Source organism: Pseudomonas sp. R1-43-08 (genome assembly GCF_003852255.1).
In the GTDB taxonomy this organism is placed as follows: Bacteria; Pseudomonadota; Gammaproteobacteria; order Pseudomonadales; family Pseudomonadaceae; genus Aquipseudomonas.
Window position 1 is genome coordinate 2,865,776 of record NZ_CP027734.1, and the last position, 25,182, is coordinate 2,890,957.

The following is a 25,182-nucleotide window of genomic DNA, read 5'->3' on the forward strand; positions in this document are numbered from 1 at the left end:
TCTGCCTGGTCTTTTCTATCGTTTTTACCGCCCGACGGAACTTGTCGATAGCCTGCGCTTACTCAAGTAACAGGCCGGTCAGAACGGCCGCTGGTAAAAACCTCGTCTTTTTTGGGAACGCCTTATTATGTCTAACTCCACCATCCTTGTTGTCGAAGATGACGCTATCGTGCGCATGCTGATCGTCGATGTGCTTGAGGAGTTGGAGTTCACGGTACTCGAGGCCGCCGATGCCGAAGAGGCGCTGAAGGTCGTCGAAGGCAAAGGCACTGTCATCCACCTGATGATGACCGACGTCGGCCTGCCGGGTATGGACGGTAAGGAACTGGCGGTCAAGGTGCGCGAACTGCGCCCCGACCTGCCCATCCTGCTCGCTAGCGGCTATGCCGATAGCATCGACGTGCCAGCCGGTATGGGGAGTATTGGCAAACCATTCTCGATCGATCAACTGCGCGATAAAGTCAAATCGATGTTGCCCGCGTAATCCCTTGTCCTTTTGCAGGTTTTAACGTGACGTCCGGGAAATAAAACAGGAAACTCATCGCCTTCATTTCCCTGTCAGTCGAACGAACTCTGGAAGGACGCAACAACATGATTGGACAACCTGCGCGCCTGGTGTTGGCGAGCCTCTCGATAGTCCTGAGCACCAGCGCCTGGGCCGACTTCACGGCGACGCCGACCGAAGCACGGGCCATTGCCAAGGAAGCCTATTTGTACGGCTATCCTGTGGTGCAGATGTACAAGACGCTCTACACCCAGGCCGTTGATAAAGGCGGTGTCAACTACAAGGCCGCGTTCAATCACATCGGCAATACCGCGCAGGTTTTCACCCCCAAGGACACCGCGTTCGTGACCCCGAACTCGGACACGCCCTACTCCTTCGTCTGGATGGATTTGCGCAAGGAACCCCTGGTGCTGACCCTGCCCAAGGTCGAAGACAACCGCTACTACTCGGTGCAGTTGATCGACCTCTATACCCACAACATTGCCTACCTGGGCACGCGCAGCACCGGCAACAACGGCGGTCACTACATGATCGCGGGGCCCGACTGGAAGGGTCAGCAGCCAGTCGACATCGACCGCGTGGTTTACAGTGAAAGCAATATCGCCTATGCGCTGTATCGCACCCAGCTGTTCGATGAAAAAGACTTGAGCAAGGTCAAGCAAATCCAGAGCGGCTACAAAGTGCAGCCGCTGAGCAGCTACGTGAAACAAGCGGCCCCGGCCAAAGTGCCGAAGATCGAGTGGCCCAAGCCGATGGCGAACATGAGCGACAGCCCGCAGTTGTTCCGCTACTTGAACTTCATGCTGGCCTTTGCGGCGCCGCAGGACAGTGAGAAAGACCTGCTGGCGCGTTTTGCCACCATCGGCATCGCCCCCGGCGCGCCCTTCAAGCTGAACCAGCTGACCGCCGAACAGCGTAAAGCGCTGGAGGATGGGATTGCCGACGGCAAGGCCGAGTTCGCCGCCTTCAAGAAAGACAAGATCGACACTCACCAAGTCTCCAGCGGCGAGTTGTTCGGCAGCCGGGACCGCCTGAAAAACAATTACCTGTACCGTTACGCCGGCGCCAATCTGGGCATCTTCGGCAACTCTACCGACGAAGCTGTTTACTTCACCTACTTCGATGACAGCGAAGGCAAGCCGGCCAACGGCGCACGCCGCAGCTATACCGTGCACTTTGCCAAGGACCAGCTGCCGCCCGCCGATGCGTTCTGGTCGCTGACCATGTACGACGCCAAGACCAAGTTGCTGGTGCCCAACCACAAGAAACGTTACCTGATCAACTCACGCATGCTGCCTGAGCTGAAGCGGGACGCTGACGGCGGCCTGACCCTGGCGCTGCAGCATCATGAGCCACCGAAGGCCGAACAGAGCAACTGGCTGCCCGCCCCCACCGGGCCGTTCTTCGCGGTGCTGCGTATTTACCTGCCCAAGCCTGAAATCAGTCAATGGACGTTGCCGCCGTTGACGCCGCTCAAGTAACACCACGCGCGGCGGGAGTTGACTCACAGTGGCCTCCCGTCGCGCGTTTATGCGTCATTGCTGTTTGAGCTTCAGAAAAGACTGATGCAGGTCGGATGCCCATCCATCGATGACACTTTTCACATCACCGGCCTTCATCACCTGAGTGTCGTTTGCCAAGGGCTCCCCTGTGCCTTTGCGCACCACCTGGGCGATCACTTTTCCGTTGGCGCCATCAAGGAACTGCGCCTCGGTGCCCAAGGTGGTTTCCTGGTCGCGAATCCCCGTGCCGGTACTCACCGCCGCCGCGACAAACGCAACCGGAATGAACTCGTAAGGCTTGAGCCCTTCGGTTTTACTGCTGACGGCCGTAATCGCCGCGCGCACGACGATTACCTTGGGGCCTGGGCCATTTGCCAACGGCATTGAACGGGCCAGTTCACGCTTGAGGGCCTGGTTGTAATAGTCGTTGATGCCGCGCAGGGTGCTGTCTGGAATCCGGGGGGTGGCTTGAGGCTTGGGATAGAACTGCGTGGGTTCGATGTACACCGCGCTGTAGCGGTTCAGGTCCAGTGTGGGATCGACCCAGCGCATCACTTCGGCTCCGGAGGGCGACTTGGCTTCCTTGAGTCGGCTGTAGTCCGACAGAAACCCCGAATATTCGTCAGGTTGCGTGACCTTGCTGGCGCAGCCCGCCATGCCGATCGAGGCGATGCACAGTGCGCTGACCATTAGCCTGAGTTTCATCGTTGGAGCTCCCCATCGATAGATTGAGCTCTAGGTATAGCCAATCTTGGGAAAACGGGCTGCTTATTTTAGCCACGGGCCATGGGGGGCGAAGCCACAGGTTGTCGGTGACGGCTCGGGAGCTGAAGCCTCTTAAATGGCGCCCCGCGACCTAATGTGGGAGGGGCTTGCCCTAATGCCAGTCAGTTAAGCGTACACCACCGTCTGTAGGAGCGAGCTTGCTCGCGAAAAACGTCAACGATAACGCGCGCTTCCTGAATAAACGCGGTGCCTGTGAGTTCTTCGCGAGCAAGCTCGCTCCTACAAAAAGCCTTAACTGACTGGCATTAAGGCTTGCCCCCGATGGCCATAGGTATCTACACAACTTCGTAGCAGCCTAAGTAACCACGATGCGAAGCGAGCCGCTCTTGATCCTGCTCTTGATCTGAATATGTACTCGCTCTGATCCAGCATCCTGGTCGGCTGTCAGGCCGCCATCGGGGCAAGCCCCCTCCCACATTTAGTTCGCGGAGCATCAGTCAGGCAGTCGTCGGCCACCTCGCCCCTCATGACCAGTATTGCTCAGCCGCGTTCGCGGGGGATCAGGCTCTGCAACTGCGTAGCCAGGAAGTTGGCGTCGAAGCCGAAGGTATCCGGGTCTTTCAGGCCATTGGTCTTCTTCCAGAGCCAATCATTTTTATCCGCCGGCAGCACCAGCGACACGCTGCCGTGGCGGGCGGCGGTCAGGCCCATTACCGCAATAGAAATAAACCCGTCCGCGCCCATCACGTCCGGCACGAACTCCACGCTTTTACCCGTGATGAGCACATTCAACTTCTCGGTCTTGAAGGTCGATGCCTCCACTGGCACGCTCGGACTGCTAGCGACATAGGCTTCCTGACGCACCTCCAGCAAACCGGCGCGTTTGACCGGTTCCAGCCACTGTTCGATCTGCTCGAACAACTCGCCAAGCTTCTGCGCCCAACGCGCCGACTGCAGCTCGAATTGCTGTTTTTTCTGCGCTTCGCTCTCGGCGTAATGACGAAGCATCTCGCCCAGTTGCTGTACATCGTCCATTGCGGATTTCCTTGGGTGAGCCAGGTTGCGAAGCCTGATCATCGCAGATGCGCGTGCCAGGCGTACGGGTTAAAGGTGATTGCGCCTGGTTCGGCAATCGGCGGCAAGCAGGTCATGCCTGAGGTAACGGTGTATCGAACGAAGGATGCTCCAGTAGAAGGCGACGCCACTGCAGTCGAAACCAGGGCGTAAATGACGCGTGCGGCTCAGCAAGCCGGGCTGATATTTCGGCACGGGTCAGCCAGCTGATTTCGCTGATTTCGTCAGGAACGGGTGAAACCACAGCGTCCGATCGAGCCACCAGCACATGACACAGTTCGTGCTCGGCGCCGATCGACCCAAAGCGGGCATGGTACTCAAAGCTGTATAGCGCCCCACAGGAAGCCCGGACGCCCAGCTCTTCGCGCAAGCGCCGAGACGCGGCATCCAGGACAGTCTCGCCAGGCGCCGGATGGCTGCAGCACGCATTCGACCAGAAACCTGACCAGAGCATTTTCCCTGGGGCACGACGCTGAAGCAGATGACGCCCGCGCCGGTCGATCAAATGTACCGAAAACGCACGGTGAAGCTGCCCCGCTCCCAGGTGCGCATCGCGTTTGCCACACACGCCGATCGGTACATCGTGTGCGTCTACTAACACCACATCATTGTTCATTCATAGTTCCTTCGCTGACCGGCTCGGCGCCTTGCTCCTGTTAGATAACCTGTCCCCACGCGCTGACCAGGGTCAACGCTGCGGCAGTGAACGCGGGATCGGCCCGTAGCCGGGCCATGCCGTCCAGGTCTTCCTGTTCGAGTAGCCCACGTTTGAGCAACGCTGGCCCGGCCTGTGCCGTGGTTGCGGCCCAAAAGGTGTCGGCGGGGCTGTTATCGCCGATACGGCCTTCAAGGGTGCGATGCCCTAAATTGGCAAGCCCTCGATCACGCAACCGATCCGGGAGCGTAGCGGCCCAAAGCATGTCGGAGCCAACGGTCTGCTCCAGCAGGGTAATCCCGGCCTGGGCCACTTTTCGGAACAACGGGTTCGCGGCGCTCAGGCTCGGCTGCAGGCTCACGTCCTCGATCACCAACCAGCCTCCCGGGCGCAGCCAGGTGATGGCTCGCGTCAATAGGTCCTCACGCTCGCCGAGGTGACACAGCAGCGCCCTGGCATGTACCACGTCAAAGGAGGCAACAGGAAAATCATCGGTCGCGGCATTGTGGGTAAGCACCCGGATACCGAGGATATCGGTAAGGAACCGGGTGTCGATATCCGTGGCGGTGACGCTCGCTTGGGGATATCGCTGGCTCAGCCAGCCGGCGAGCGATCCGGCCCCGGCGCCTAGATCAAGGATGGCAGGGTTGTCGGCAAGCACCAATTGATTAAAAACCTCTTGGCTCAACGGGTCAAAGACACGTTCCAGGGTGCGCAGCCGTGCCAGTTGGCCAGCGTGCTGGTCAGCGAGAAAGCTGCTGGTGTAGCCGGGCTCGTCGAGGTTGACGGTAAGGGTCACAGTACGACCTCCAGTCGATCAGGGCAGCGATTGAGGAAACCGCGCTCAATGGGCTTGAAACCCGGAGCCCAGCGCACGTTTGGAAAGGTCTGCAGCAGCAAGCGAGCGCCGAGAGTGATTTCCAACCGCGCCAGCATCGACCCCAGGCAGAAGTGGCGGCCTGCGCCGAAGGCGAAATGGCTGGTAGCCTGTTCGCTGCGCGACAGATCAAACGTGTCCGGGTCGCTGAAATGGTCCGGATCACGGTTGGCCGAACCAATCAGGCAGGCCATTGTTGCGCCAGCCGGAATCGTGCCCGAAGGCAGTTGCAGCGGTTCACGGGCTTCGCGGAGCACGAGCTGCAACGGCGGGTTGCGCCGCAGGGTTTCGGCGAGGGCGTTATCCATCAGCTCTGGATCAGCGATCACCGCGTCTTTGACGCCCGGTTCGCTCAGCAGATTCACAATCAGGTTCGCCAGCGCGCCGTGGCTGGTTTCGCTACCCGCCGTCATCAGGATCGCGCAGTAAGCGCGCACGAACGTCTCGGACAATGGCTGGCCGTCAATCCGTGCCGCCAGGAGCTGCGAGATCAAGTCGTCCGTGGGTTCGGCGCGTCGAGCGTCAATGTGGGGCTGAATAAAGTCGTAGAAACTGTCTCGGTTGGATAATCCACCGGTCAGCAGCGCCGGGTCCTGTCGATAGTTGCCCATATACGCGAAGCCGATGGCGCACCACCGCTTCAGCCGCTCCACCTCTGCGCAGGTTTGCGCCGGCAGCCCCAGTGCATGCGCCATCACCCGTACCGGCAGCGCAGCGGTGAAATCGGCGATCAGGTCAACCTGGGGGCGACCGTGCATGTGCGCCAGCAAGTCTGTGGTCACCGCGATGATGGAAGCTTCAAGCGCCGCGAGGGCCTTGCCACGAAACGCAGGGCTGAGCAATGCGCGGTGCTGGGCGTGTTCACATCCGTCCATCGTGACGATGGTGTGGCCCAGCAGCGGTCCGATCTGCCAACTGTAGTTATTGTTGCTTGCACCCGGATGAGTCAGGGCGGCTTTGACGTCCACATGCCGGCTGACCAGCCACACATCGGTGGGCTCGTCGTAAGCGATCGGCAGCGTGGTACGCAATTGCTCATACAACGGGTATGGATCGATTTCGAACTGCCGGGATTTGAGCGTCGGAGGGATAAGTTTCAGGTCCACTTGCTGATTGTTCCGGGCCGCAGAGTCGGCGGCATGCAGCAGATAACGAGAGACGCTGCGGTGCCAGTCGCCTGCCGCCCGCACAACCTGACGCAGCCGGTCCGGGTCGGTTGCCGCGCTCGGCGGGTGGCGCGCCGGCTCGGCAGCAACCGCCGTGAACTGCGCGACTGCCGTGTTTATCATCTGATGGGCGGATTCGATTGCGGCGGGCCAGTCCATACCAGCAGAGGTCGCGAGTATCGACACCAGGTTGAAGCGCTCACCACACACCACATCCTTGGCAATCGAGTGGATATCGTTGGTCCAGGCGATGATATCGGCAGCGTGCTCTCGCATCGTGCTCCACGCTTGAACATCCTCTGGGGACGCATACGGATCGAGCGTTTCGGCCCCATCGATGAGATCAAAGAAGAACAGTGCGCCGAACGAATCCCGGCGCAACGGCAGATAGGCGGCCAATGTGAGCGCCGTGTCGGTTTCCCGCACGCGCACCAGCGTTGCCTGCGCACGCAAATGCTGGATCAGATGTCGCACCAGCCGGGCCCGCCAACGTTCGCCGCCCCAGCTCCGGGTCCGCGGCCAAAGATCATCGACCAGAACGGCGAGCATCGGGTCCTCGAACCGGCTGCCTTGGCCTGAGGAAGCAGCGCCGCTGCTTTCGGTCAGCGCCTGCACCGAGGCGATGAAACCTTCCAATGCTCCGTTTTCCGCCCAGGGCCCATCGTCGATACGGTCATCCAGCGTGAGCGCCCACAGGTACCAGCACACCAGGATCTCGGCCCGGTCCGTGGGCGCCCTGCCGCATAATGCCAGCCCCAGGTCGAGCAGCGCCGTGGTACTCAATCGATGCGCACCACGGCGGCCGATCAAGCCGTATCGCTGCGCCCAGGCGAGGGCATGCGCGCGCAACTGCTCGCTGTCGGAGCGTGGCGGCGGACCGGCGAAAGGAAACTGAATCTCGGGGATGATGAGGGGCGGCGTTGGGTGATCTCTGTAGCTGGGGCCGGGGTCGTCCTCGCAGTGTGGCGGTGCCATGATGAACTCCTCTTGAATGAACTTTCAGTAAGAACGACCTTACAGAAAACCAACCCCATCAGCGTGTGAGGACAGTCTGACTATTCACCTAGTAAAGGCAGCTCTGGAGCGTAGGAAAAGGTCTATCGCCATCGTAAGCAGTGACCGGTCATCAACATTGCATGAACTGCACTGGTGGATTGGCCGGCAACTGCACATGACTAATGCGCCTTCGGTGAGTATGGTGGAATCCACATTCCCTGCCCGGAGCATCGCATGCGCACCATCGGCCTTATCGGCGGCATGAGCTGGGAGTCCAGCGCCGAGTATTACCGCATCATCAACCAGCAAGTACGCGACCGGCTCGGCCCGCTGCGTTCGGCGCAAGTGTTGATGTACAGCGTGGACTTCGGCCCGGTGGAACAGGCCCAGCACGCCGGGCGCTGGGACGATACCGCGCTGATCCTGGAAGACGCCGCGCGCCGTTTGCAGGCCGGGGGCGCCGAGTGTGTGGTGCTGTGTACCAACACCATGCACCGGGTGGCGCCGCGTATCGAGGCGGCGGTGTCGATTCCCTTCCTGCATATCGCCGATGCGGCGGGCGCTGCCGCCGTACAGGCGGGCACCTTGACCGTGGGATTGCTCGGCACTGCATTCACCATGGAACAGGACTTCCTCAAGTCCCGCCTGGCCGCACAGGGCCTGACCGTGCTGGTGCCGGATGCGGACGAACGCAAGGCGGTGCATCGGATCATCTATGAAGAGTTGTGTGTGGGGATGATCAGCGCCGAATCACGCGCCGTCTACCAGCGGGTGATCGAATCCCTGGCCGCGCGCGGTGCCCAGGCGGTGATTCTTGGCTGTACGGAAATCAGCCTGCTGATCAAGCCCGAGCACTGCGACCTGCCGCTGCTGGACACCACCGAGCTGCATGCGCGGGCTGCGGTGGCGTTTGCACTGGAGGACTAAACCGGCGTGCGCAGGCGCGCCATGCTCAAGGTGTCGACGAACACCCCGTCACGCAGGGCGTAATCGCGCAAACAGCCTTCGACCTCGAAGCCGAATTTGCGGTACAGGTTGTGCGCCGCCTCGTTGTCGGCGTACACCGTGAGTTCTACGCGATGCAGGTTCATCCAGTTGTCAGCCACATCCAGCGCGGCCGCCAGCAACTTCGAACCCACGCCCTTACCCTGCCAGGCGCCACCCCCATGCCGAGCGACCCCACATGCGCCTGGCGCACGCGCAGGTATTGTTCCAACCCCAATTGACCAATCACTTCGCCGCCGTGCACCGCCACCAGTTGCAAACGGCGTTCGTTATCCATTACCAGGCGCTTGCGCCACGCTTCCACTGACTGAAAAGGCATTTGCAGCATCTGACGGCATACCGCCGGTTCGTTATAGAGCGCAGCGACACCCTCAAGATGGGCCTCGGTGAAACGCTGGATCACGATATGGGGCTCGGGGGTGTGCATCGTATTTCATCCTTTGAAAGACAAGTGGCCGTCTAGTGTAGGGCATAGGCATCTACGCGACGTTGTAGCAGCCTACGGTAAACACGCTGGCCGCAATTCGATAGTGATTTTTTGGGGGGGGGTAAACGGCAGGGATGCCTCTGATCCGGCATTCTGGTTGGCTGTCAGGCCGCCATCGGGGGCAAGCCCCCTCCCACATTTGGAACGCGTGGCGTCAGTTAGAGCGACTTCGGCTCCCGAGCCTAAACGACAGGCCGTGCCAGGCGCCACACCCGCGCAATATCCGAGGCTCGCTCACGCAACAAGTGCGGCGCCTCGCTGCATGCCTGGGCAAGACTCATCGGCCCCGAGGGCAGCGCAAAGGCGGCATCCACGCCGTGGGCGTACATCTGCTCGTAGCCATCGCCCAGGGTTCCGGCGATCACGATCACCGGGACATTGTGTTGCCGGGCAATACGCGCCACGCCAAACGGGGTTTTCCCGCGCAGGGTCTGGGCGTCGAAGCGGCCTTCGCCGGTGATGACCAGGTCGGCGCCACGCACCACGGCGTCGAGGCCAACCAGATCGGCCACCACTTCAACGCCGGCGCGAAATTGCGCGCCGAGGAATGCCTTGGCGGCGAACCCCAAGCCGCCTGCCGCGCCGCTGCCGGGTTCGTCACGCACGTCCTGGGCCAGCACCCTGGCGCAGTGGTCGGCAAAATGACCAAGGGCGGCATCCAACTGCTGCACCTGTTCGGGGTTGGCGCCCTTTTGCGGGCCGAAAATCGCCGAGGCGCCATGGGGACCGCACAGCGGGTTGTTCACATCCGCCGCGATTTCGAAGCAGACCCGCGCCAGGCGTGGGTCGAGGTTTTCCAGGCTGATACGCGCCAGGCCGCTCAACGCCAAGCCACCGGGTGCCAAGGGCTGGTCCTGGGCGTCGAGCAACTGCACGCCGAGCGCTTGCATCGCGCCTGCGCCGCCATCGTTGGTAGCACTGCCGCCGATCGCCAGGATAATGCGCCGGGCGCCCAGGTCGAGCGCGGCGCGAATCAGCTCGCCGGTGCCATACGTGCTGCTGGCGCAGGCATCGCGCTGGCCCGGTGCGACCAACTGAAGGCCACTGGCCTCAGCCATTTCGATGATCGCAGTGTGGCTGTCGGCCAACCAGCCCCAATGCGCCTGCACCGTATCGCCCATTGGCCCGCGCACGGCCTGGCTGCGCAATTGGCCGTTACACGCGGCGAGCACTGCTTCGACCGTCCCCTCACCGCCGTCCGCCATCGGGCATTGCACCAGCTGTGCGTCAGGCCAGACCTGAGCCAACCCTTGCGCAATCGCCTGGGCGACCCCTTCGGCACTCAGGCTGTCCTTGAACGAGTCAGGGGCGATGATGATTTTCATGGGCGTTCTCCGGTTTTTATAACGCCCATGCTGCCAGTTGGCACCGCCAATGACGCCGGTCCAATGCACAAGTGCGGCTGAGGTTTGTTGTTCATTTTTACAAAGCCTGGGGCAACAGTTGCACGCCCAGGTACAGCGCAAGCATGCCATCCAGAGTCAGCGGGTCGACGCCGCTCAGTTCGGCAATCCGTTCCATGCGGTAGCGCAGGCTATTGCGGTGAATCCCCAGGGCATCGGCACAGGCCTGGCTTTGTCCGTCGTGGTCGCACCATGCGCGCAGCGTGGCCAGCAGTTGACCATTGTTGTCCTTGGCGAGGACTTTGCGCAGCGGGTTGAGCAATTCATCCAGGGCATCGTCGTTACGATGGCGCCAGAGCATGACCGGCAGACGATAGCGGTTGAGGATCAACAGGCGCGAATGCGGCAGGATATCGCGACCGTAGGCCAGCAAATCACTGACACGGCGATAGCACCGGCGCAACCCGGCCAAATCCTGCGCCTGCCCGCCTACGGCGACCCGCAGGACAGCCCAGCCCAGGCCGTCGAGCTTTTCCAGCAGGCGCGGGTTATCGATCTGCACTGACGCGGGTCGACACCACAACAGCGACAACGGCGCTGAACTGACGCACCAACTGTCCGGATAACGCGACGTCAGCCAGGCACTCAAGGCTTCGGCCGACTGCCCCGCGCCCAGTTCGAACAGGTAAGGCGTACGCGCCAGTTGCGGCTTGAGGCCCAATTGTAGCGCTTCGTCGACCAGGCGCGGCGAGTCACCGGTATCGGCCAGCAGCAATGCCAGCAGGTCATCACAGCGCTGGCGCCGCCACTGCTGCTCGGCCTGCTGGTGCCGGTGGCTGACCAGCATCTCGGCGGTCATGCGCACCAGTTCGGCGTAGGTGCGCAGGCCTTGCGGTTCACCGGTGATACCCAGCACACCGATCAAGCGCTGATCATGCATCAGCGGCAAGTTGATGCCAGGCAGCACACCCTTGAGGTGCTTGGCGGTCTGCCCATCGATTTCCACCACGCGCCCGTTCGCCAGCACCAGTTGGGCGCCTTCATGTCGGGTGTTGATGCGTTCCGGTTCGCCGCTGCCGAGGATCAGGCCCTGGTTGTCCATAACGTTGACGTTGTAGGGCAGGATCGCCATGGTGCGATCGACGATATCCTGTGCCAGCTCATGATCCAGCTCGAACATGGGGCAATTTTCCTTCCAAAGCGGGTTGGTCACCGGCACAGCGCAAAGCGGGCCTGGCTGTGCGCAAGCACAAAGACAGTTGCCCATCGCGTCGCCGAGACTGTCTGGGCGATCAACGTTACCCTCGCATCGCTAAAAATCATAATAAAGAGAGACTCGCCATGTCACAGAGCGCCGCAGCAGCACTGGCCACCGATGACGATAAAAACGCCATCTACAAGCGCGTTACCCTGCGCCTGATTCCCTTCATCTTTATCTGCTACCTGTTCAACTACCTTGACCGGGTGAACGTTGGCTTTGCCAAGTTGCAGATGCTCGACGCGTTGAAATTCAGTGAAACCGTGTACGGCCTGGGTGCCGGGATCTTCTTTATCGGCTACGTGCTGTGTGGCGTGCCGAGCAACCTGGCGCTGACCCGGTTCGGGCCAAGGCGCTGGATAGCGCTGATGATGATCGTGTGGGGCACCTTGTCCACCTGCCTGCTGTTCGTGACCACCCCGACGCATTTCTACACCTTGCGCCTGTTCACTGGCGCCGCCGAGGCGGGGTTCTTTCCCGGTGTGGTGCTGTACCTCTCGCAGTGGTTTCCGACGTTTCGCCGGGGCCGGATCATGGCGCTGTTCATGTCCGCGATTCCGGTCTCCGGCCTGCTCGGCAGCCCGTTCTCCGGCTGGATTCTCAACCACTTTGCGGCAGGTCAAGGCGGCCTCGCCGGTTGGCAGTGGATGTTCCTGTTGCAAGGCATTCCCACCGTGATCCTCGGCGCCCTCGCCTACTTCCTGCTCAGCGACAGCTTCGCCCACGCCAAGTGGCTCAAGCCCCACGAACGCGCGGTACTGGAAGCCGACCAGGCCACCGATCTTGCGAACAAACCGAAAACCAGCACTGACTCCCTGGCCGAGGTGTTCAAGAACCCGGCGATCTGGGCGTTCGGCCTGATCTACTTCTGCATCCAGAGCGGCGTCTACGCGATCAACTTCTGGCTGCCATCGATCATCAAGAACCTGGGGTTCAGCGATAACTTGGTGATCGGCTGGCTCAGTGCGATCCCGTACCTGCTGGCCGCAGTATTCATGTTGCTGGTGGGCCGCTCCGCAGACTTGCGCAAGGAACGTCGTTGGCATTTGGTGGTGCCGATGCTGATGGGCGCGATTGGCCTGGTGATCGCGGTGAATTTCGCTGCCACCCCGGCGATCGCCATTCTCGGCCTGACCATCGCCACCATGGGCGCCCTCACCGGCCTGCCGATGTTCTGGCCGGTGCCCACCGCCATGCTCAGCGCGGGCGCAGCGGCTGGCGGACTGGCCTTGATCAATTCCATGGGCCAGATGGCCGGGTTTCTCAGCCCCTACATCGTCGGGTTCGTGAAGGATGCGACGGGGTCCACGGATGTGGCGCTGTACTTGCTGGCGGCGGTCATCGTCGCCGGCAGTGTGTTGGCGTTGCGTATGACACGCACCTTGAAGGCGTAAAGCGCCCCACACTGGACGCTGTTACAGCAAACCGCCGCCGTTGATATCGATCACGGCGCCGGTCATGAAGCCGTTCTCCATGGCCAGCACATACCCTGCCGCCACTTCCTGCGCCTGCCCGACGCGCCCAACCGGCAAGGCCCCACCCGCCTTGGCAAACATCGCCAGACGCTGCTCTTCGCCAAGCCCGGCGTACGCCGGCGTATCGATCACGCCGGGGCTGATCACGTTGACGCGGCGCGGCGCCAGTTCCTTGGCCAGCTGCTTGCCCAGCGCTTCGGTGGCGGCATTGATGCCGACCTTGATGAACTGTCCCGCAACCAATTTGCGCCCCAACTGGCCGGAGGTCAGGCTGATGCTGCCGTGCTCATGCAGAAACGGCAGTGCCTGTTGAATCGCACGCAACGCGCCCCAGAGTTTCACATTGAAGTTGGCCTGGGCTTCGTCCAGGTCGGTGTCGACCAGGGTTTTGGCCTTGACCGAAGGGCCCGAGGTGTAGACCAGATGATCGAAGCGCCCGACGCGTTCGAACAGGCGTTGCAATGACGCGCTGTCGCTGACATCCACCGGCTCGCTGCGCATGCCGTCGTGCTGCGCCGAGGTCAAGCGGCGCCCCGCCACCACTACCTGCGCACCCCGCTCGGCCGCCGCTTTGGCGACGGCTGCACCGATGCCGCTGCTGCCGCCGATCACGATAATGGTTTTGCCGCGAAGAGACGTTGTCATGGGAAATGTCCGGTTGAGGAAGTGAGCGTTCATCTTCCACGCTTGGTAATCGGAGAAAAATCCCGGTAAAACGACAAGATCTTTAAAGGAATTTTACAAATGAGCTCGATCCTGGACCTTGAAGTGTTCGTGCGCACCGCCGATGCGGGCAGCCTGTCTGCTGCGGCACGCGGGCTTGGCCTGACCCCGGCAGCGGCCAGTATCGCCCTCAAACGCCTGGAAACCCGCCTGGGCCTGCGCTTGTTCGCCCGTTCCACCCGCAGCATGCGGCTGACCGAGGAAGGCCGGCGCTATCTGGACAGCGTACGCGTTGCGCTGGCCGCATTGAGCGAGGGTGAACAGGCGCTCAAGCAGCAAAGCCAGGGCCTGACCGGTTTGCTGCAAGTGGCGGCACCGTCGGATTTCGGGCGCAATGTGGTGCTGGGTTGGCTGGACGCCTTCAAGGCCGAACACCCGAACATCCGTCTGCAACTGATGCTCAACGACAGCAACGCCGATCTGTTTCGCGAAACCGTCGACATCGCCCTGCGTTTTGGCGTGCCGCAGGACTCCAGCCTGGTCGCCCTGCCCATCGTCCCCGACCACCATCGCGTTGCCTGTGCAAGCCCGGCCTACCTGGCGAGCCATGGCGCACCGCAACATCCAACGCAACTGTCAGGGCACAGCGCGTTGCGTTACATGCGCCAAGGTCAAGTCAGCAAGACCTGGCGCTTTCGCCAGGGCACGCAAGTGGAAGAGGTCGAGGTCAGCGGCGACTTTCTCAGCGACGACGGCGAGGTCGTGCGCCGTTGGGCGCTGGCCGGCCACGGCATCGCCTATAAAGCCCGGCTGGATGTAGTGGGCGACCTTGCCGCCGGCCGGCTGGTGGCATTGTTTGATGGATGGCAAGGCGAACCTGCGCCCTTCAACCTGATGTGCCCCCATCGCCTGCAGGTATCGGAACGGGTGAAAGTGCTGCAGCGTTTTCTACAGGTGCGCTGCCAGACGTTGCTGAGCGCGTGAAGAAACACACACAGGGCTTGTTCCAGAGCGTTGGTGTCTGGTATTGCATTACCCACGTTTGCCTGCCATGAGGAGCTTTGCATGATTTACCGCACGTTGGGCCAGTCCGGGTTGAAGGTCAGCGCACTGACACTGGGCACTATGATGTTTGGCGAACAGACCAGCACCGAAGACTCGTTGCGCATCATCGATAAGGCCTGGGATCAAGGCATCAACTTTATCGACACCGCCGACGTCTACACCGGCGGGCGCTCCGAGGAGATCGTCGGCGAGGCCATCGCGCGCAACCGCCAGGACTGGGTGGTGGCGTCGAAGGTCGGTTTCGGCCCGGCGGATGGTGTGCCCAACCGCAATGGGCTGAGCCGCAAACGCCTGTTCAACGCGTTGGAGGCCAGCCTGGCGCGCTTGGACATCGATTACCTGGACATCTACTACCTGCACCGCGAGGACCAGGACACGCCGCTGGAAGTCACGGTATCGGCGATCGGCGACCTGATTCGCCAAGGCAAAGTGCGCTACTGGGGGTTATCCAACTACCGTGGCTGGCGTATTGCCGAGGTCATCCGCGTGGCCGAGCGCCTTGGCGTTGACAGGCCCATCATCAGTCAGCCGTTGTACAACATCGTCAATCGCCAGGCCGAGGTCGAGCAGATCACCGCCGCGGCTGCCTATGGACTGGGCGTGGTGCCCTACAGCCCATTGGCGCGTGGCGTGCTCAGCGGTAAGTACGCCCCCGACCTGGCGCCTGAACCGGGCAGCCGCGCGGCACGCCAGGACAAACGCATCCTGGAAACCGAATGGCGCGTGGAATCGCTGCGCATCGCCCAGCAAATCCAGCAATACACCCAGGGCCGTGGCGTGGGGATGGTTGAGTTCGCGATTGCCTGGGTGCTGAACAACGCGGCAGTGAGTTCGGCGATTGTCGGCCCGCGCACCGAGGCGCAGTGGGATGCATATACCGGGGCATTAGCGGTAGAGATCACGGCGCAGGATGAGGCGTTTGTCGACTCACTGGTGACGCCGGGGCATTCGTCCACGCCGGGCTTCAATGACGTCGGGCATTTCGTGTCGGGCCGAGTGACGCGTTAGTTGCGATGACGCGTTCTCGCTGACCACGAAAACGCGTTCAAACCGCGCATTACACGAAAATTTACGCAAGCCCGCCCCGAAACAGCGCAGCGCTTTGACGCTAAAGGCACCATAATCCTCTGCTGGAATTGGATCTGAATCGGCTTTCGCGAGGACAGCGTGTCTAAAGGTGTTGCGTTATCGGTATTGGCCTCGGTGTTGTTCGCCGTGATGTATTACTTCACGTCCCTGCTCACACCGTTGAGTGGCCTGGAAATTTTCGGCTGGCGCATGTTGCTGACCGTGCCCTGCATGACCGTATTCATGGTAGTCAGCGGCGAATGGCGGCGGGTGTGGGAGTTGCTGCGGATGCTGGCGGCCAATCCGCGCGTGATCGGCGGCGTGCTGGTGTCGTCCGCGTTGCTCGGCGTGCAGTTATGGCTGTTCATGTGGGCGCCGCTCAATGGCCGCAGCCTGGATGTGTCGGTGGGGTATTTCCTGTTGCCGCTGACCATGGTGTTGACCGGGCGCCTGGTCTACGGCGAACAGTTGTCGCGCTTGCAGCAGATCGCCGTGGTATTTGCCGCATTGGGTGTGCTCAACGAGCTGTACCAGGCCGGCGGTTTTTCCTGGGCGACCCTGGTAGTGATCATCGGTTACCCCGTGTATTTCGTGGTGCGTAAATACCTGACCACCGACCATCTGGGCGGCCTGTGGCTGGACATGGCGTTGATGCTACCGGTGGCCTGGTGGTTCGTGCAAAGCGGCGAACAGGGCTTTGCGGTACTGGATGCACAGCCCAAGCTCTACGCGTTGATTCCCATGCTCGGCGTGATCAGTGCTTCGGCGCTGGTGAGCTATATCATCGCCAGCCGTTTGCTGGCCTTCAGCCTGTTCGGCCTGCTCAGTTATGTGGAGCCGGTGTTGTTGCTGGCAGTCGCGCTACTGCTGGGTGAAGGCATCAAGGGCGGGCAATGGCTGACTTATATCCCGATCTGGCTGGCGGTGATGGTGCTGGTGTATGAAGGATTCAAGCACTTGGTGCGTCAGCGCAAAGCCTGAATCGCAAACAAAAAGAAGCCCGGCCGAAGCCGGGCTTTCTTTTGCCTGGTTGCTTAGTCAGCGGTCAACACACCGCGACGTACCTGATCACGCTCGATGGACTCGAACAACGCCTTGAAGTTGCCCTCGCCGAAGCCATCGTCGCCTTTACGCTGAATGAATTCGAAGAACACCGGGCCCATCAGGGTTTCCGAGAAGATCTGCAGCAGCAGGCGCTTGTCGCCCTCGATCGAGGAGCCATCGAGCAAAATGCCGCGCGCCTGCAGTTGGTCCACCGGTTCGCCGTGGTTCGGCAGGCGGCCTTCGAGCATCTCGTAGTAGGTGTCCGGTGGCGCGGTCATGAAGCGCATGCCGATCTTCTTCAGCGCGTCCCAGGTCTTGACCAGGTCGTCGGTGAGGAACGCCACGTGCTGGATGCCCTCGCCGTTGAACTGCATCAGGAACTCTTCGATCTGGCCGGCGCCCTTGGAGGACTCTTCGTTCAACGGGATGCGGATCATGCCATCCGGCGCGCTCATGGCCTTGGAGGTCAGGCCAGTGTATTCGCCCTTGATATCGAAGTAGCGCGCTTCACGGAAGTTGAACAGCTTCTCGTAGAAGTTGGCCCAGTACGCCATGCGGCCGCGGTAGACGTTGTGGGTCAGGTGATCGATGACCTTCAGGCCGGCGCCCTGCGGGTTGCGGTCTACGCCTTCGAGGTAGACGAAGTCGATGTCATAGATAGAGCTGCCTTCGCCGAAACGGTCGATCAGGTACAGCGGCGCCCCGCCGATACCTTTGATCGCTGGCAGGTTCAATTCCATCGGGCCGGTGTCGATATGAATCGGCTGGGCCCCGAGTTCCAGGGCGCGCTTGTAGGCTTCCTGCGAGTTCTTCACGCGAAACGCCATGCCGCACACCGACGGCCCATGCTCGGCGGCGAAGTACGAGGCAAGGCTGTTGGGCTCATTATTGAGGATCAGGTTGATCTCGCCCTGGCGGTACAGGTGCACGTTCTTGGAACGGTGCGTCGCCACCTTGGTGAAGCCCATGATCTCGAAGATCGGCTCCAGGGTGCCCGGGGTCGGCGAGGCGAATTCAATGAACTCAAAGCCCATCAGGCCCATCGGGTTTTCGTATTGGTCGGTCATGTTCGGTGCCTCATCATGCTTGGGGTAACAGCTAGTTATTTACTAGCTATATGGTTATTTGCGGGCAAGGATGAGGTCAGCGGGTGGCGCACAGGAAAGGCCTCGCACGCTGCGGGCGAGGAAGTCACCAAAGATGAGGGGCGAACCGAGTTGCTTCATGGTGTCATCAGTCTCTGACGGCGAGGCTTGCGTGAGCGCAAGTCCATATTCTTGTATGCGTAAATCGATTCTACACAGCGTAACAGTGTTTGTCCGTACTCTTATCAAATCTCCATTGCCCTGCTGTGCGCAAGGAGTTTATTGCGCAGATAAGGCGTTACGTTTTGCCGAGCACCTTGTGGCAATGCCATCTATCATCGGCATAGTCTCCCCTTTTCTGCATGGCTGCCTCTGTATGCCCCTGACCTCCCAAGGCCCACGAAACCGAGTCGCCCGCTATGTGTTCAGCGCAGTCTGCGGCCTGCTTCCCGTTTTGCTTGGGGTGGTGATTCTTTATTGGCAGGCCGAACGCACGCTTGAGCAAAGCACCGCTCAAACGGCGCAGGAAGCCGTGCGTCAGTTCGACTTGATGCTCGACAACACCGCCGCCGCCGCCCAAGCGCTGTTACCACTGGCCGGCTTGCCGTGTGATAAGGCCGCGAAGCTGGCACTGCGTGAGCAGGTCACTCGTCGGCCGTTCGTGCGCGCCACCACCCTGTCCTGGCAGAGAAACATTTATTGCAGTTCGTTGTTTGGCAGCGGTTATGAGTCGCCGGTCAACCCGGACGACTACGTTGACGGCAGTTTGTGGTTGATGAACGGCAACCCCGTCACGCCGGATACCGCGCTGCTGGTTTACCGGCTGGTCGATGGCGATCGAGCCGCGTTCGCCTCGATTGACGGCTATCACCTCACCAATGCCCTGCGCCTGATCAGCCGCTATGCCTTCCTGGTGCTGAAAGTAGGCCCCCATTGGCTGGACGCCGAGGGCAAGGTGCATACCAGCACACCGCCGAGGTTTGCCGTGGCCCAGCACTTTTTGGCCTCCAACCGCTATCCGTACAGCGTTGACGTGGGCATGCCCGAGGGCGAGGTGTGGCGTTATATGCAGGCGCGTTACCCGGCGGTGTTCAGTTTGGTGGTATTTTTTGGGGTGCTGGCCGGCGTCCTGGCCCATTGGCTGCAGAAGCGCTCTTCGGCGCCTACCCACGAGTTGCAACGGGCCCTGGGCGCCAATGAATTCATTGCGTATTTCCAGCCGGTGGTGCGCGGCGACACGCGCCAATGGGCCGGCTGCGAAGTGCTGATGCGCTGGAAGCATCCTAAAGAGGGGCTGGTCCGGCCGGACCTGTTTATCCCCCTGGCCGAACACTGCGGACTGATCGTGCCCATGACCCGCGCCCTGCTCCGCCAGACCGCCGCGCAATTGGCGCCGCATGCCGAGCACTTCAGCCCGGGTTTCCATATCGGCGTGAACATCACCGCACGCCATTGCCACGATCTGGATCTGGTGGATGATTGCCGGGAGTTCCTCGCGGCCTTCCCGCCCGGCCAGGTCACCCTGGTCCTGGAATTGACCGAGCGCGAGCTGATCGAACCCACCGACATCACGCGCCGCCTGTTCGACGCTCTGCACCAGTTGGGCGTGATGATCGCAATCGACGACTTCGGCACCGGGCATTCCAGCCTGGGCTACTTGCGCAACTTCAATGTGGATTACTTGAAGATCGATCAAAGCTTCGTAGCCATGATCGGAGCGGATGCGCTCTCCCGGCATATTCTCGACAGCATCATAGAACTGTCCGCCAAGCTGGACCTGGGTATAGTGGCCGAGGGTGTGGAAACAGCGCAGCAGTGTGATTACCTTGTTGCAAAAGGCGTGGACTTTTTGCAAGGTTACCTGTTCGGCCGCCCGGTACCTTGCGATGAATTCATTAAGGCGTTGACCCGCCATTGAATAGCCATCGACTTTAGATGAAACAATCTTATTTAGACAAAGACATGATTTACTCGAAGTGAATTAACCACTACAATTTTTCGTGCCGGCGATACACTCACGCAGGTGTTTTCGTTGAGTTAGCTTAATCCTCTTGGCTTAAGGCTTTCTTCGCAGTAGCTATCAGCTAACTACACTATTGGAGTACAGATTTTGTCCAGACTCGCCGAATTTCGCGCAGCAGAAAAAGCCCTTCAAGAGCAGCTCGCCCAGCTGGAATCGCTGAAGAACGACGCCGGGCTGAAGAAAGAAATCGAATTCGAAGAAAAACTTACAAAGCTGATGAGCAGTTATGACAAGAGCCTGCGCGATGTGATCGCCATCCTTGATCCAAACCCGGGCAAATCGACTGCAGCAGCCGTTCGTGCGCCGAAACAGCGCCGCGCACGTGTGGTCAAGGTTTACCAGAACCCGCATACCGGCGAGCTGATCGAGACCAAAGGCGGCAACCATCGCGGCCTTAAAGCCTGGAAAGAAGAGCACGGCGCAGCCACTGTAGACTCTTGGCTTCGCGGTTGATTAACATGCACTAACAGAAAGCCCCGCTTACGCGGGGCTTTTCGTTTATAGGTTCACAAACGAAACTAACTTAAGTTCACATTCGTTCGCCTGGAACCATTCAAAGTTTGAGGCTATCACGCACCGAACTGACCTCATCTTTGCTGGCCTCGTACGCTTGCGCCTGGCCCGCATATGAAAATACGTAGGCTTTATCGGCATCCACTGCCCCCACTAGTGTTTGCGACAGCACATGTCGACCGTTCTCGGTAATCACACAGGTAGTTTCCAGCGCCTCAAGACGGCTCAATGTAGCGGGGTGCATTTTGGTGCACACGCTTTGATAACCGCCCTGGGCAAAATCTTTCTGGATGGATTTACGCATTTCCAGCAAAACGCCTTGAAGATTGACGTTATGCCCAACCTCGATCGGCGTACCGGTCAACTCCATCACCATCAAGGTCTTGCCATTTTCATCATTTTTGATCGCGCGCTGTCGCGACACGGCCTGGGTCCCCTCGGCTGCGTTGCCATCGGGTTCAACTTCCTCGACCTGCCAGCCGCTGGGCCAATGAATTTCCGGCTCGGCCGCCAGTACGAACGGGCTGCCCAACACTAAGCACAACGTAGCCAATAACGGTTTACGAAACTCGATCATTGCCAAAAGCATCCAAGGTTCCAGCACCAAAGTTTGCGGCCCGAGCCCCGCCCCTCGCAAGGGCCGCGTGAGCTTTTTCATTTGGCGCGATCGGCAGGCCTTGCGTATCATGGCTCGGCTGCACGGATGCTTGCCGCAAGCCAAGGGACCGCTTTGCCCCATTTTTTCTGGAGGGCCCATGAGCCTGCACGAACTGAACACCTTCCCCGGCGTCACTGCCCAACCGGATACCGCCACCACGAACTTCGTGTTCAACCACACCATGTTGCGGGTCAAGGACATCACCAAGTCGCTGGATTTCTACACCCGCGTCCTGGGGTTTTCCCTGGTTGAAAAACGCGATTTCCCGGAGGCCGAATTCAGCCTGTATTTCCTGGCCCTGGTGGACAAGGCACAGATCCCGGCTGACGCTGCCGAGCGCACCCAGTGGATGAAGTCGATCCCAGGCATTCTGGAACTGACCCACAACCACGGCACCGAAAACGACGCCGACTTCGCCTACCATAACGGCAACACCGACCCGCGTGGCTTTGGCCATATTTGCATCTCGGTGCCGGATATCGTCGCGGCCTGCGAACGCTTCGAAGCCCTGGGCTGCGATTTCCAGAAGCGCCTGAGCGATGGCCGCATGAAAAGCCTGGCCTTCATCAAGGACCCGGACGCTTACTGGGTTGAGATCATTCAGCCAGCACCGCTGTAAAACAAAAACCCCATGATCGCTCATGGGGTTTTTTATTTGCGCGCCGTTTTTACGCCGGCGCGGATGTGCGGATCAGATGGTCGAATGCGCTAAGGGAAGCCTTGGCGCCCTCACCTACCGCGATGACGATCTGCTTATACGGCACGGTCGTCACATCACCGGCGGCGAATACACCCGGCAATGAAGTCTCGCCACGCGCATCGACGATGATCTCGCCGCGAGGCGTCAGTTCCACGGTGCCTTTGAGCCAGTCGGTGTTAGGCAGCAAACCGATCTGCACGAAAATGCCTTCCAGGTCGATGGTCTTGAACTCGCCGCTGTCGCGGTCCTTGTAGGCAAGACCAGTGACTTTCTGGCCATCGCCCTTGACTTCACTGGTCAGCGCGCTGGTGATCACATCGACGTTTGGCAGGCTGTACAGCTTGCGCTGCAACACAGCGTCAGCGCGCAGCTTGCTATCGAACTCGAGCAACGTGACGTGGCTGACAATGCCGGCCAGGTCGATGGCCGCTTCGACGCCGGAGTTACCGCCACCGATCACCGCCACGCGTTTGCCCTTGAACAGCGGGCCATCGCAGTGCGGGCAGAAGCACACGCCCTTGGCCTTGTATTCCTGCTCGCCCGGCACACCCATTTCACGCCAGCGCGCACCGGTGGCCAGGATCACCGTCTTGGACTTGAGCGTCGCGCCGCTTTCGAAGCGAATTTCGTGCAACTCACCGGCATTCTTCGCGGGTACCAGGCTGCTGGCACGCTGCAGGTTCATGATGTCGACGTCGTACTGACGCACGTGGGCTTCCAAGGCACTGGCCAGCTTCGGGCCTTCGGTTTCCTGGACCGAGATAAAGTTCTCAATGGACATGGTGTCCAGCACCTGGCCACCAAAACGCTCGGCGGCCACGCCGGTACGGATGCCTTTGCGTGCAGCGTAGATCGCGGCCGACGAGCCCGCCGGGCCACCGCCGACGACCAGTACATCAAAAGCATCCTTGGCACTGATTTTCTCGGCCGCTTTTTCAATACCGCTGGTGTCGAGCTTGGCGAGGATTTCTTCCAGGCCCATACGGCCCTGGCCGAAGTTCACACCGTTGAGGTAGACACTGGGCACTGCCATGATCTGACGCTCATCGACTTCGGCCTGGAACAGCGCGCCGTCGATGGCCACGTGGCGGATGTTGGGATTAAGCACGGCCATCAGGTTCAGCGCCTGGACCACGTCCGGGCAGTTCTGGCACGACAGCGAGAAGTACGTCTCGAAGCTGAACTCGCCTTTCAGCGCGCGGATCTGTTCGATCACCTCGACACTGGCCTTCGACGGGTGGCCACCGACTTGCAACAGGGCCAACACCAAGGACGTGAATTCATGGCCCATGGGGATGCCGGCGAAACGCAGGCTGATATCGGCACCCGGGCGGTTGATGGAAAACGACGGCTTGCGCGCATCGTTGCCATCGGTGTTCAGGGTAATCAGCGTAGTGAGGCTGGCTACGTCCTGCAAAAGAGCGAGCATTTCCTGGGATTTCGCACCGTCGTCGAGGGAGGCGACGATCTCGATCGGCTGGGTGACCCGCTCCAGGTAAGATTTCAACTGAGCTTTAAGATTGGCGTCCAACATACGGGCGATTTCCTTTAATTGCGGGTATAAAAAAAACGCCCGAACGAATCTCGCCCGGGCGTTTTTTGAGGGCGGTTGCAGCTTACTGGGTAGGTGCGGATACCCGCCCTTGGGACTTCACAGACTTAGATCTTGCCGACCAGGTCCAGGGACGGAGCCAGGGTGGCCTCGCCTTCTTTCCACTTGGCTGGGCACACTTCGCCTGGGTGGGCAGCGACATACTGAGCGGCCTTGATCTTGCGCAGCAGCTCGGAAGCGTCACGGCCAACACCGCCGTCGTTCAGTTCAACGATCTTGATCTGGCCTTCCGGGTTGATCACGAAGGTACCGCGGTCTGCCAGGCCAGCTTCTTCGATCAGCACGTCGAAGTTGCGGGAGATGGTCAGGGTTGGGTCGCCGATCATGGTGTACTGGATCTTGCCGATGGCTGGCGAGGTGTTGTGCCAGGCAGCGTGGGCAAAGTGGGTGTCGGTGGACACGCTGTAGATTTCCACGCCCAGTTTCTGGAATTCGGCGTAGTTGTCAGCCAGGTCCTCCAGTTCAGTCGGGCAAACGAAGGTGAAGTCGGCTGGGTAGAAGAACACTACGGACCACTTGCCTTTCAGGTCAGCGTCGGTCACATCGACGAAGCTGCCGTTTTTGAAAGCGGTGGCTTTAAACGGTTTTACTTGGCTGTTGATGATAGGCATCGTTGACTCTCCGTCAGGGGTTAAGAAGTTGATGAGGTGAATCCTACCCACTCCGGCCGACGATGGCTCATTGGCAAACCTGATGCTGACGATTGGTTTTTCCTATCAGGCGACTGTATTAATAGAAGAAATCTCACAGCAGCGGTTGAGTCGCCAGGGTCATGCCGAGAAAGGGCGTCGCTTCAACATAGCGCATGGCCGATTTCATGTCGCTCCAGCCGACGTAGCTCATCAATGACTTCAAGTCCCAGCCGCTGCGGTGGGCCCAGGTAGCGAAGCCACGTCGCAGGGAGTGGCTGGTGTACTGCTCGGCGGGGATGCCTGCGCGCTCCAGGGCTTGACGCAATAAGGGGATCACGCTGTTGGGGTGCAGCCCCTCCTCCCCCAGATTGCCCCAGCGATCGATCCCGCGAAACACCGGGCCACGTACCAATGCCGAGGCACTGAGCCATTCGCTATAGGCCTGTACCGGGCACAAGCGCAACAGCGCGGGGGTGTGGTAGGTCTTGCCGAGGTTATCGCGGTCACTTTTGCTGCGCGGCAAGTACAGGCTGATGCCGGCCCCAGGCACTGCCTGGACATGCTCGATGCTCAAGCGACACAACTCATCGCTGCGAAAGCCGCGCCAGAACCCCAACAGGATCAGCGCCGTGTCGCGCTTGGCGCGCAGTAATCCGGGCTGATCCTGGTTTTCAGCGGATTGCCTGGCCTCATTTTCAAGCGATGCAACCACCTGCTCCAGATGCGTGAGCTGCAATGGCTGCGCTTGCCGCTCCTGCGCCGGGTGCACGGCGCGGATGCCCTTGAGCACCTTGCGCACCACTGGCGCTTTGGTCGGGTCGGCAAACCCCTGGCTGGTATGCCATTGCGCCAAAGCCGAGAGCCGCAACTTCAAGGTGTTCACGGCCAGCACGCCCGCATGCGCCACCAGATAGCGCGCCACGCTGTCGCTGGTGGCCGGCAGGAACCCACCCCAACTGACTTCGAAATGCTCGATGGCCGCGCGGTAGCTACGGCGGGTGTTATCGCGGGTAGCGGCATTGAGGTAACGGTCGAGATCACTCATGGCAG

23 protein-coding genes and 1 pseudogene are annotated in these 25,182 nt (G+C 60.5%); 10 read left to right on the forward strand and 14 right to left on the reverse strand.

Features of this window, described 5'->3' with window-relative positions:
* Positions 1 to 127: 127 nt before the first annotated feature.
* A complete protein-coding gene (locus C4J87_RS12990) occupies positions 128 to 484 on the forward strand; it encodes a response regulator (protein ID WP_124367116.1) in 357 nt (118 codons plus the stop codon).
* Between the two features lie 107 nt (positions 485 to 591).
* Positions 592 to 1,986, forward strand: a complete 1,395-nt coding sequence (locus C4J87_RS12995; protein ID WP_124367117.1) for a DUF1254 domain-containing protein — start codon at positions 592 to 594, stop codon at positions 1,984 to 1,986.
* A 54-nt stretch (positions 1,987 to 2,040) separates the two neighbouring features.
* On the opposite strand, the gene C4J87_RS13000 is transcribed toward C4J87_RS12995, so the two are convergent.
* The 5 genes from C4J87_RS13000 to C4J87_RS13020 form a co-directional block, all read right to left on the reverse strand.
* The gene (locus C4J87_RS13000; protein ID WP_124367118.1) at positions 2,041 to 2,712 is read right to left on the reverse strand and encodes a DUF3313 domain-containing protein; all 672 of its coding nucleotides are present in this window, start codon (positions 2,710 to 2,712) and stop codon (positions 2,041 to 2,043) included.
* A gap of 561 nt (positions 2,713 to 3,273) precedes the next feature.
* Positions 3,274 to 3,768, reverse strand: a complete 495-nt coding sequence (locus C4J87_RS13005) for a hypothetical protein (RefSeq protein WP_124367119.1) — start codon at positions 3,766 to 3,768, stop codon at positions 3,274 to 3,276.
* Between the two features lie 112 nt (positions 3,769 to 3,880).
* Positions 3,881 to 4,423 carry an isopentenyl-diphosphate Delta-isomerase gene (gene idi, locus C4J87_RS13010; RefSeq protein WP_124367120.1) on the reverse strand — a complete coding sequence of 181 codons (543 nt, stop codon included), beginning with the start codon at positions 4,421 to 4,423 and terminating at the stop codon, positions 3,881 to 3,883.
* 40 nt (positions 4,424 to 4,463) lie between these two features.
* Positions 4,464 to 5,261 carry a trans-aconitate 2-methyltransferase gene (locus C4J87_RS13015; protein WP_124367121.1) on the reverse strand — a complete coding sequence of 266 codons (798 nt, stop codon included), beginning with the start codon at positions 5,259 to 5,261 and terminating at the stop codon, positions 4,464 to 4,466.
* Positions 5,258 to 7,480, reverse strand: a complete 2,223-nt coding sequence (locus tag C4J87_RS13020; RefSeq protein WP_124367122.1) for a cytochrome P450 — start codon at positions 7,478 to 7,480, stop codon at positions 5,258 to 5,260. The genes C4J87_RS13015 and C4J87_RS13020 overlap by 4 nt, the downstream gene beginning before the upstream one ends.
* Positions 7,481 to 7,735: 255 nt before the next feature.
* Between C4J87_RS13020 and C4J87_RS13025 the strand changes: the two genes are divergently transcribed.
* On the forward strand, positions 7,736 to 8,428 hold the full coding sequence (locus C4J87_RS13025) for an aspartate/glutamate racemase family protein (RefSeq protein WP_124367123.1): 693 nt from the start codon (positions 7,736 to 7,738) through the stop codon (positions 8,426 to 8,428).
* Here the strand turns inward: C4J87_RS13025 and C4J87_RS13030 are convergent.
* From C4J87_RS13030 to C4J87_RS13040, 3 genes and pseudogenes are all read right to left on the reverse strand, one after another.
* A pseudogene (locus C4J87_RS13030) lies at positions 8,425 to 8,933 on the reverse strand (GNAT family N-acetyltransferase). The gene C4J87_RS13025 and the pseudogene C4J87_RS13030 overlap by 4 nt on opposite strands.
* 242 nt (positions 8,934 to 9,175) lie before the next feature.
* Positions 9,176 to 10,318, reverse strand: coding sequence for a glycerate kinase (locus C4J87_RS13035; protein WP_124367124.1), 1,143 nt, complete (start codon positions 10,316 to 10,318; stop codon positions 9,176 to 9,178).
* A 97-nt stretch (positions 10,319 to 10,415) separates the two neighbouring features.
* Positions 10,416 to 11,516, reverse strand: coding sequence for a sugar diacid recognition domain-containing protein (locus C4J87_RS13040; RefSeq protein ID WP_124367125.1), 1,101 nt, complete (start codon positions 11,514 to 11,516; stop codon positions 10,416 to 10,418).
* A 161-nt stretch (positions 11,517 to 11,677) separates the two neighbouring features.
* Here C4J87_RS13040 and C4J87_RS13045 point away from each other — a divergent pair, with 161 nt between their 5' ends.
* A complete protein-coding gene (locus tag C4J87_RS13045; RefSeq protein WP_124367126.1) occupies positions 11,678 to 12,988 on the forward strand; it encodes an MFS transporter in 1,311 nt (436 codons plus the stop codon).
* A gap of 21 nt (positions 12,989 to 13,009) precedes the next feature.
* Here C4J87_RS13045 and C4J87_RS13050 read toward each other — a convergent pair whose 3' ends face one another.
* On the reverse strand, positions 13,010 to 13,714 hold the full coding sequence (locus tag C4J87_RS13050) for an SDR family oxidoreductase (protein ID WP_124367127.1): 705 nt from the start codon (positions 13,712 to 13,714) through the stop codon (positions 13,010 to 13,012).
* A 99-nt stretch (positions 13,715 to 13,813) separates the two neighbouring features.
* Between C4J87_RS13050 and C4J87_RS13055 the strand changes: the two genes are divergently transcribed.
* The 3 genes from C4J87_RS13055 to rarD all read left to right on the forward strand — a co-directional run bounded on the left by C4J87_RS13055 (position 13,814) and on the right by rarD (position 16,846).
* Complete coding sequence (locus tag C4J87_RS13055) at positions 13,814 to 14,716, forward strand: LysR family transcriptional regulator (protein ID WP_124367128.1); 903 nt, start codon at positions 13,814 to 13,816, stop codon at positions 14,714 to 14,716.
* 81 nt (positions 14,717 to 14,797) lie between these two features.
* The gene (locus C4J87_RS13060) at positions 14,798 to 15,805 is read left to right on the forward strand and encodes an aldo/keto reductase (protein ID WP_124367129.1); all 1,008 of its coding nucleotides are present in this window, start codon (positions 14,798 to 14,800) and stop codon (positions 15,803 to 15,805) included.
* 159 nt (positions 15,806 to 15,964) lie between these two features.
* Positions 15,965 to 16,846, forward strand: a complete 882-nt coding sequence (gene rarD / locus C4J87_RS13065) for an EamA family transporter RarD (protein ID WP_124367130.1) — start codon at positions 15,965 to 15,967, stop codon at positions 16,844 to 16,846.
* Between the two features lie 53 nt (positions 16,847 to 16,899).
* On the opposite strand, the gene hppD is transcribed toward rarD, so the two are convergent.
* Positions 16,900 to 17,976, reverse strand: a complete 1,077-nt coding sequence (gene hppD / locus C4J87_RS13070; RefSeq protein ID WP_124367131.1) for a 4-hydroxyphenylpyruvate dioxygenase — start codon at positions 17,974 to 17,976, stop codon at positions 16,900 to 16,902.
* 394 nt (positions 17,977 to 18,370) lie between these two features.
* On the opposite strand from hppD, the gene C4J87_RS13075 reads away from it, so the two are divergent.
* Together C4J87_RS13075 and C4J87_RS13080 are read left to right on the forward strand one after the other, a co-directional pair.
* Positions 18,371 to 19,912: an EAL domain-containing protein gene (locus C4J87_RS13075; RefSeq protein ID WP_124367132.1), complete on the forward strand. Its 1,542-nt coding sequence runs from the start codon at positions 18,371 to 18,373 to the stop codon at positions 19,910 to 19,912.
* A gap of 192 nt (positions 19,913 to 20,104) precedes the next feature.
* Complete coding sequence (locus C4J87_RS13080; protein WP_124367133.1) at positions 20,105 to 20,470, forward strand: histone-like nucleoid-structuring protein, MvaT/MvaU family; 366 nt, start codon at positions 20,105 to 20,107, stop codon at positions 20,468 to 20,470.
* Between the two features lie 100 nt (positions 20,471 to 20,570).
* On the opposite strand, the gene C4J87_RS13085 is transcribed toward C4J87_RS13080, so the two are convergent.
* A complete protein-coding gene (locus C4J87_RS13085) occupies positions 20,571 to 21,107 on the reverse strand; it encodes a DUF4946 domain-containing protein (RefSeq protein WP_124368968.1) in 537 nt (178 codons plus the stop codon).
* Between the two features lie 178 nt (positions 21,108 to 21,285).
* Here C4J87_RS13085 and gloA point away from each other — a divergent pair, with 178 nt between their 5' ends.
* The gene (gene gloA / locus C4J87_RS13090) at positions 21,286 to 21,807 is read left to right on the forward strand and encodes a lactoylglutathione lyase (RefSeq protein WP_124362964.1); all 522 of its coding nucleotides are present in this window, start codon (positions 21,286 to 21,288) and stop codon (positions 21,805 to 21,807) included.
* 49 nt (positions 21,808 to 21,856) lie between these two features.
* On the opposite strand, the gene ahpF is transcribed toward gloA, so the two are convergent.
* The 3 genes from ahpF to C4J87_RS13105 form a co-directional block, all read right to left on the reverse strand.
* The gene (ahpF, locus tag C4J87_RS13095) at positions 21,857 to 23,422 is read right to left on the reverse strand and encodes an alkyl hydroperoxide reductase subunit F (protein ID WP_124367134.1); all 1,566 of its coding nucleotides are present in this window, start codon (positions 23,420 to 23,422) and stop codon (positions 21,857 to 21,859) included.
* Between the two features lie 125 nt (positions 23,423 to 23,547).
* The gene (gene ahpC, locus C4J87_RS13100) at positions 23,548 to 24,111 is read right to left on the reverse strand and encodes an alkyl hydroperoxide reductase subunit C (protein WP_003191303.1); all 564 of its coding nucleotides are present in this window, start codon (positions 24,109 to 24,111) and stop codon (positions 23,548 to 23,550) included.
* Between the two features lie 133 nt (positions 24,112 to 24,244).
* On the reverse strand, positions 24,245 to 25,177 hold the full coding sequence (locus C4J87_RS13105) for a site-specific integrase (RefSeq protein WP_124367135.1): 933 nt from the start codon (positions 25,175 to 25,177) through the stop codon (positions 24,245 to 24,247).
* Between the last annotated feature and the right edge of the window lie 5 nt (positions 25,178 to 25,182).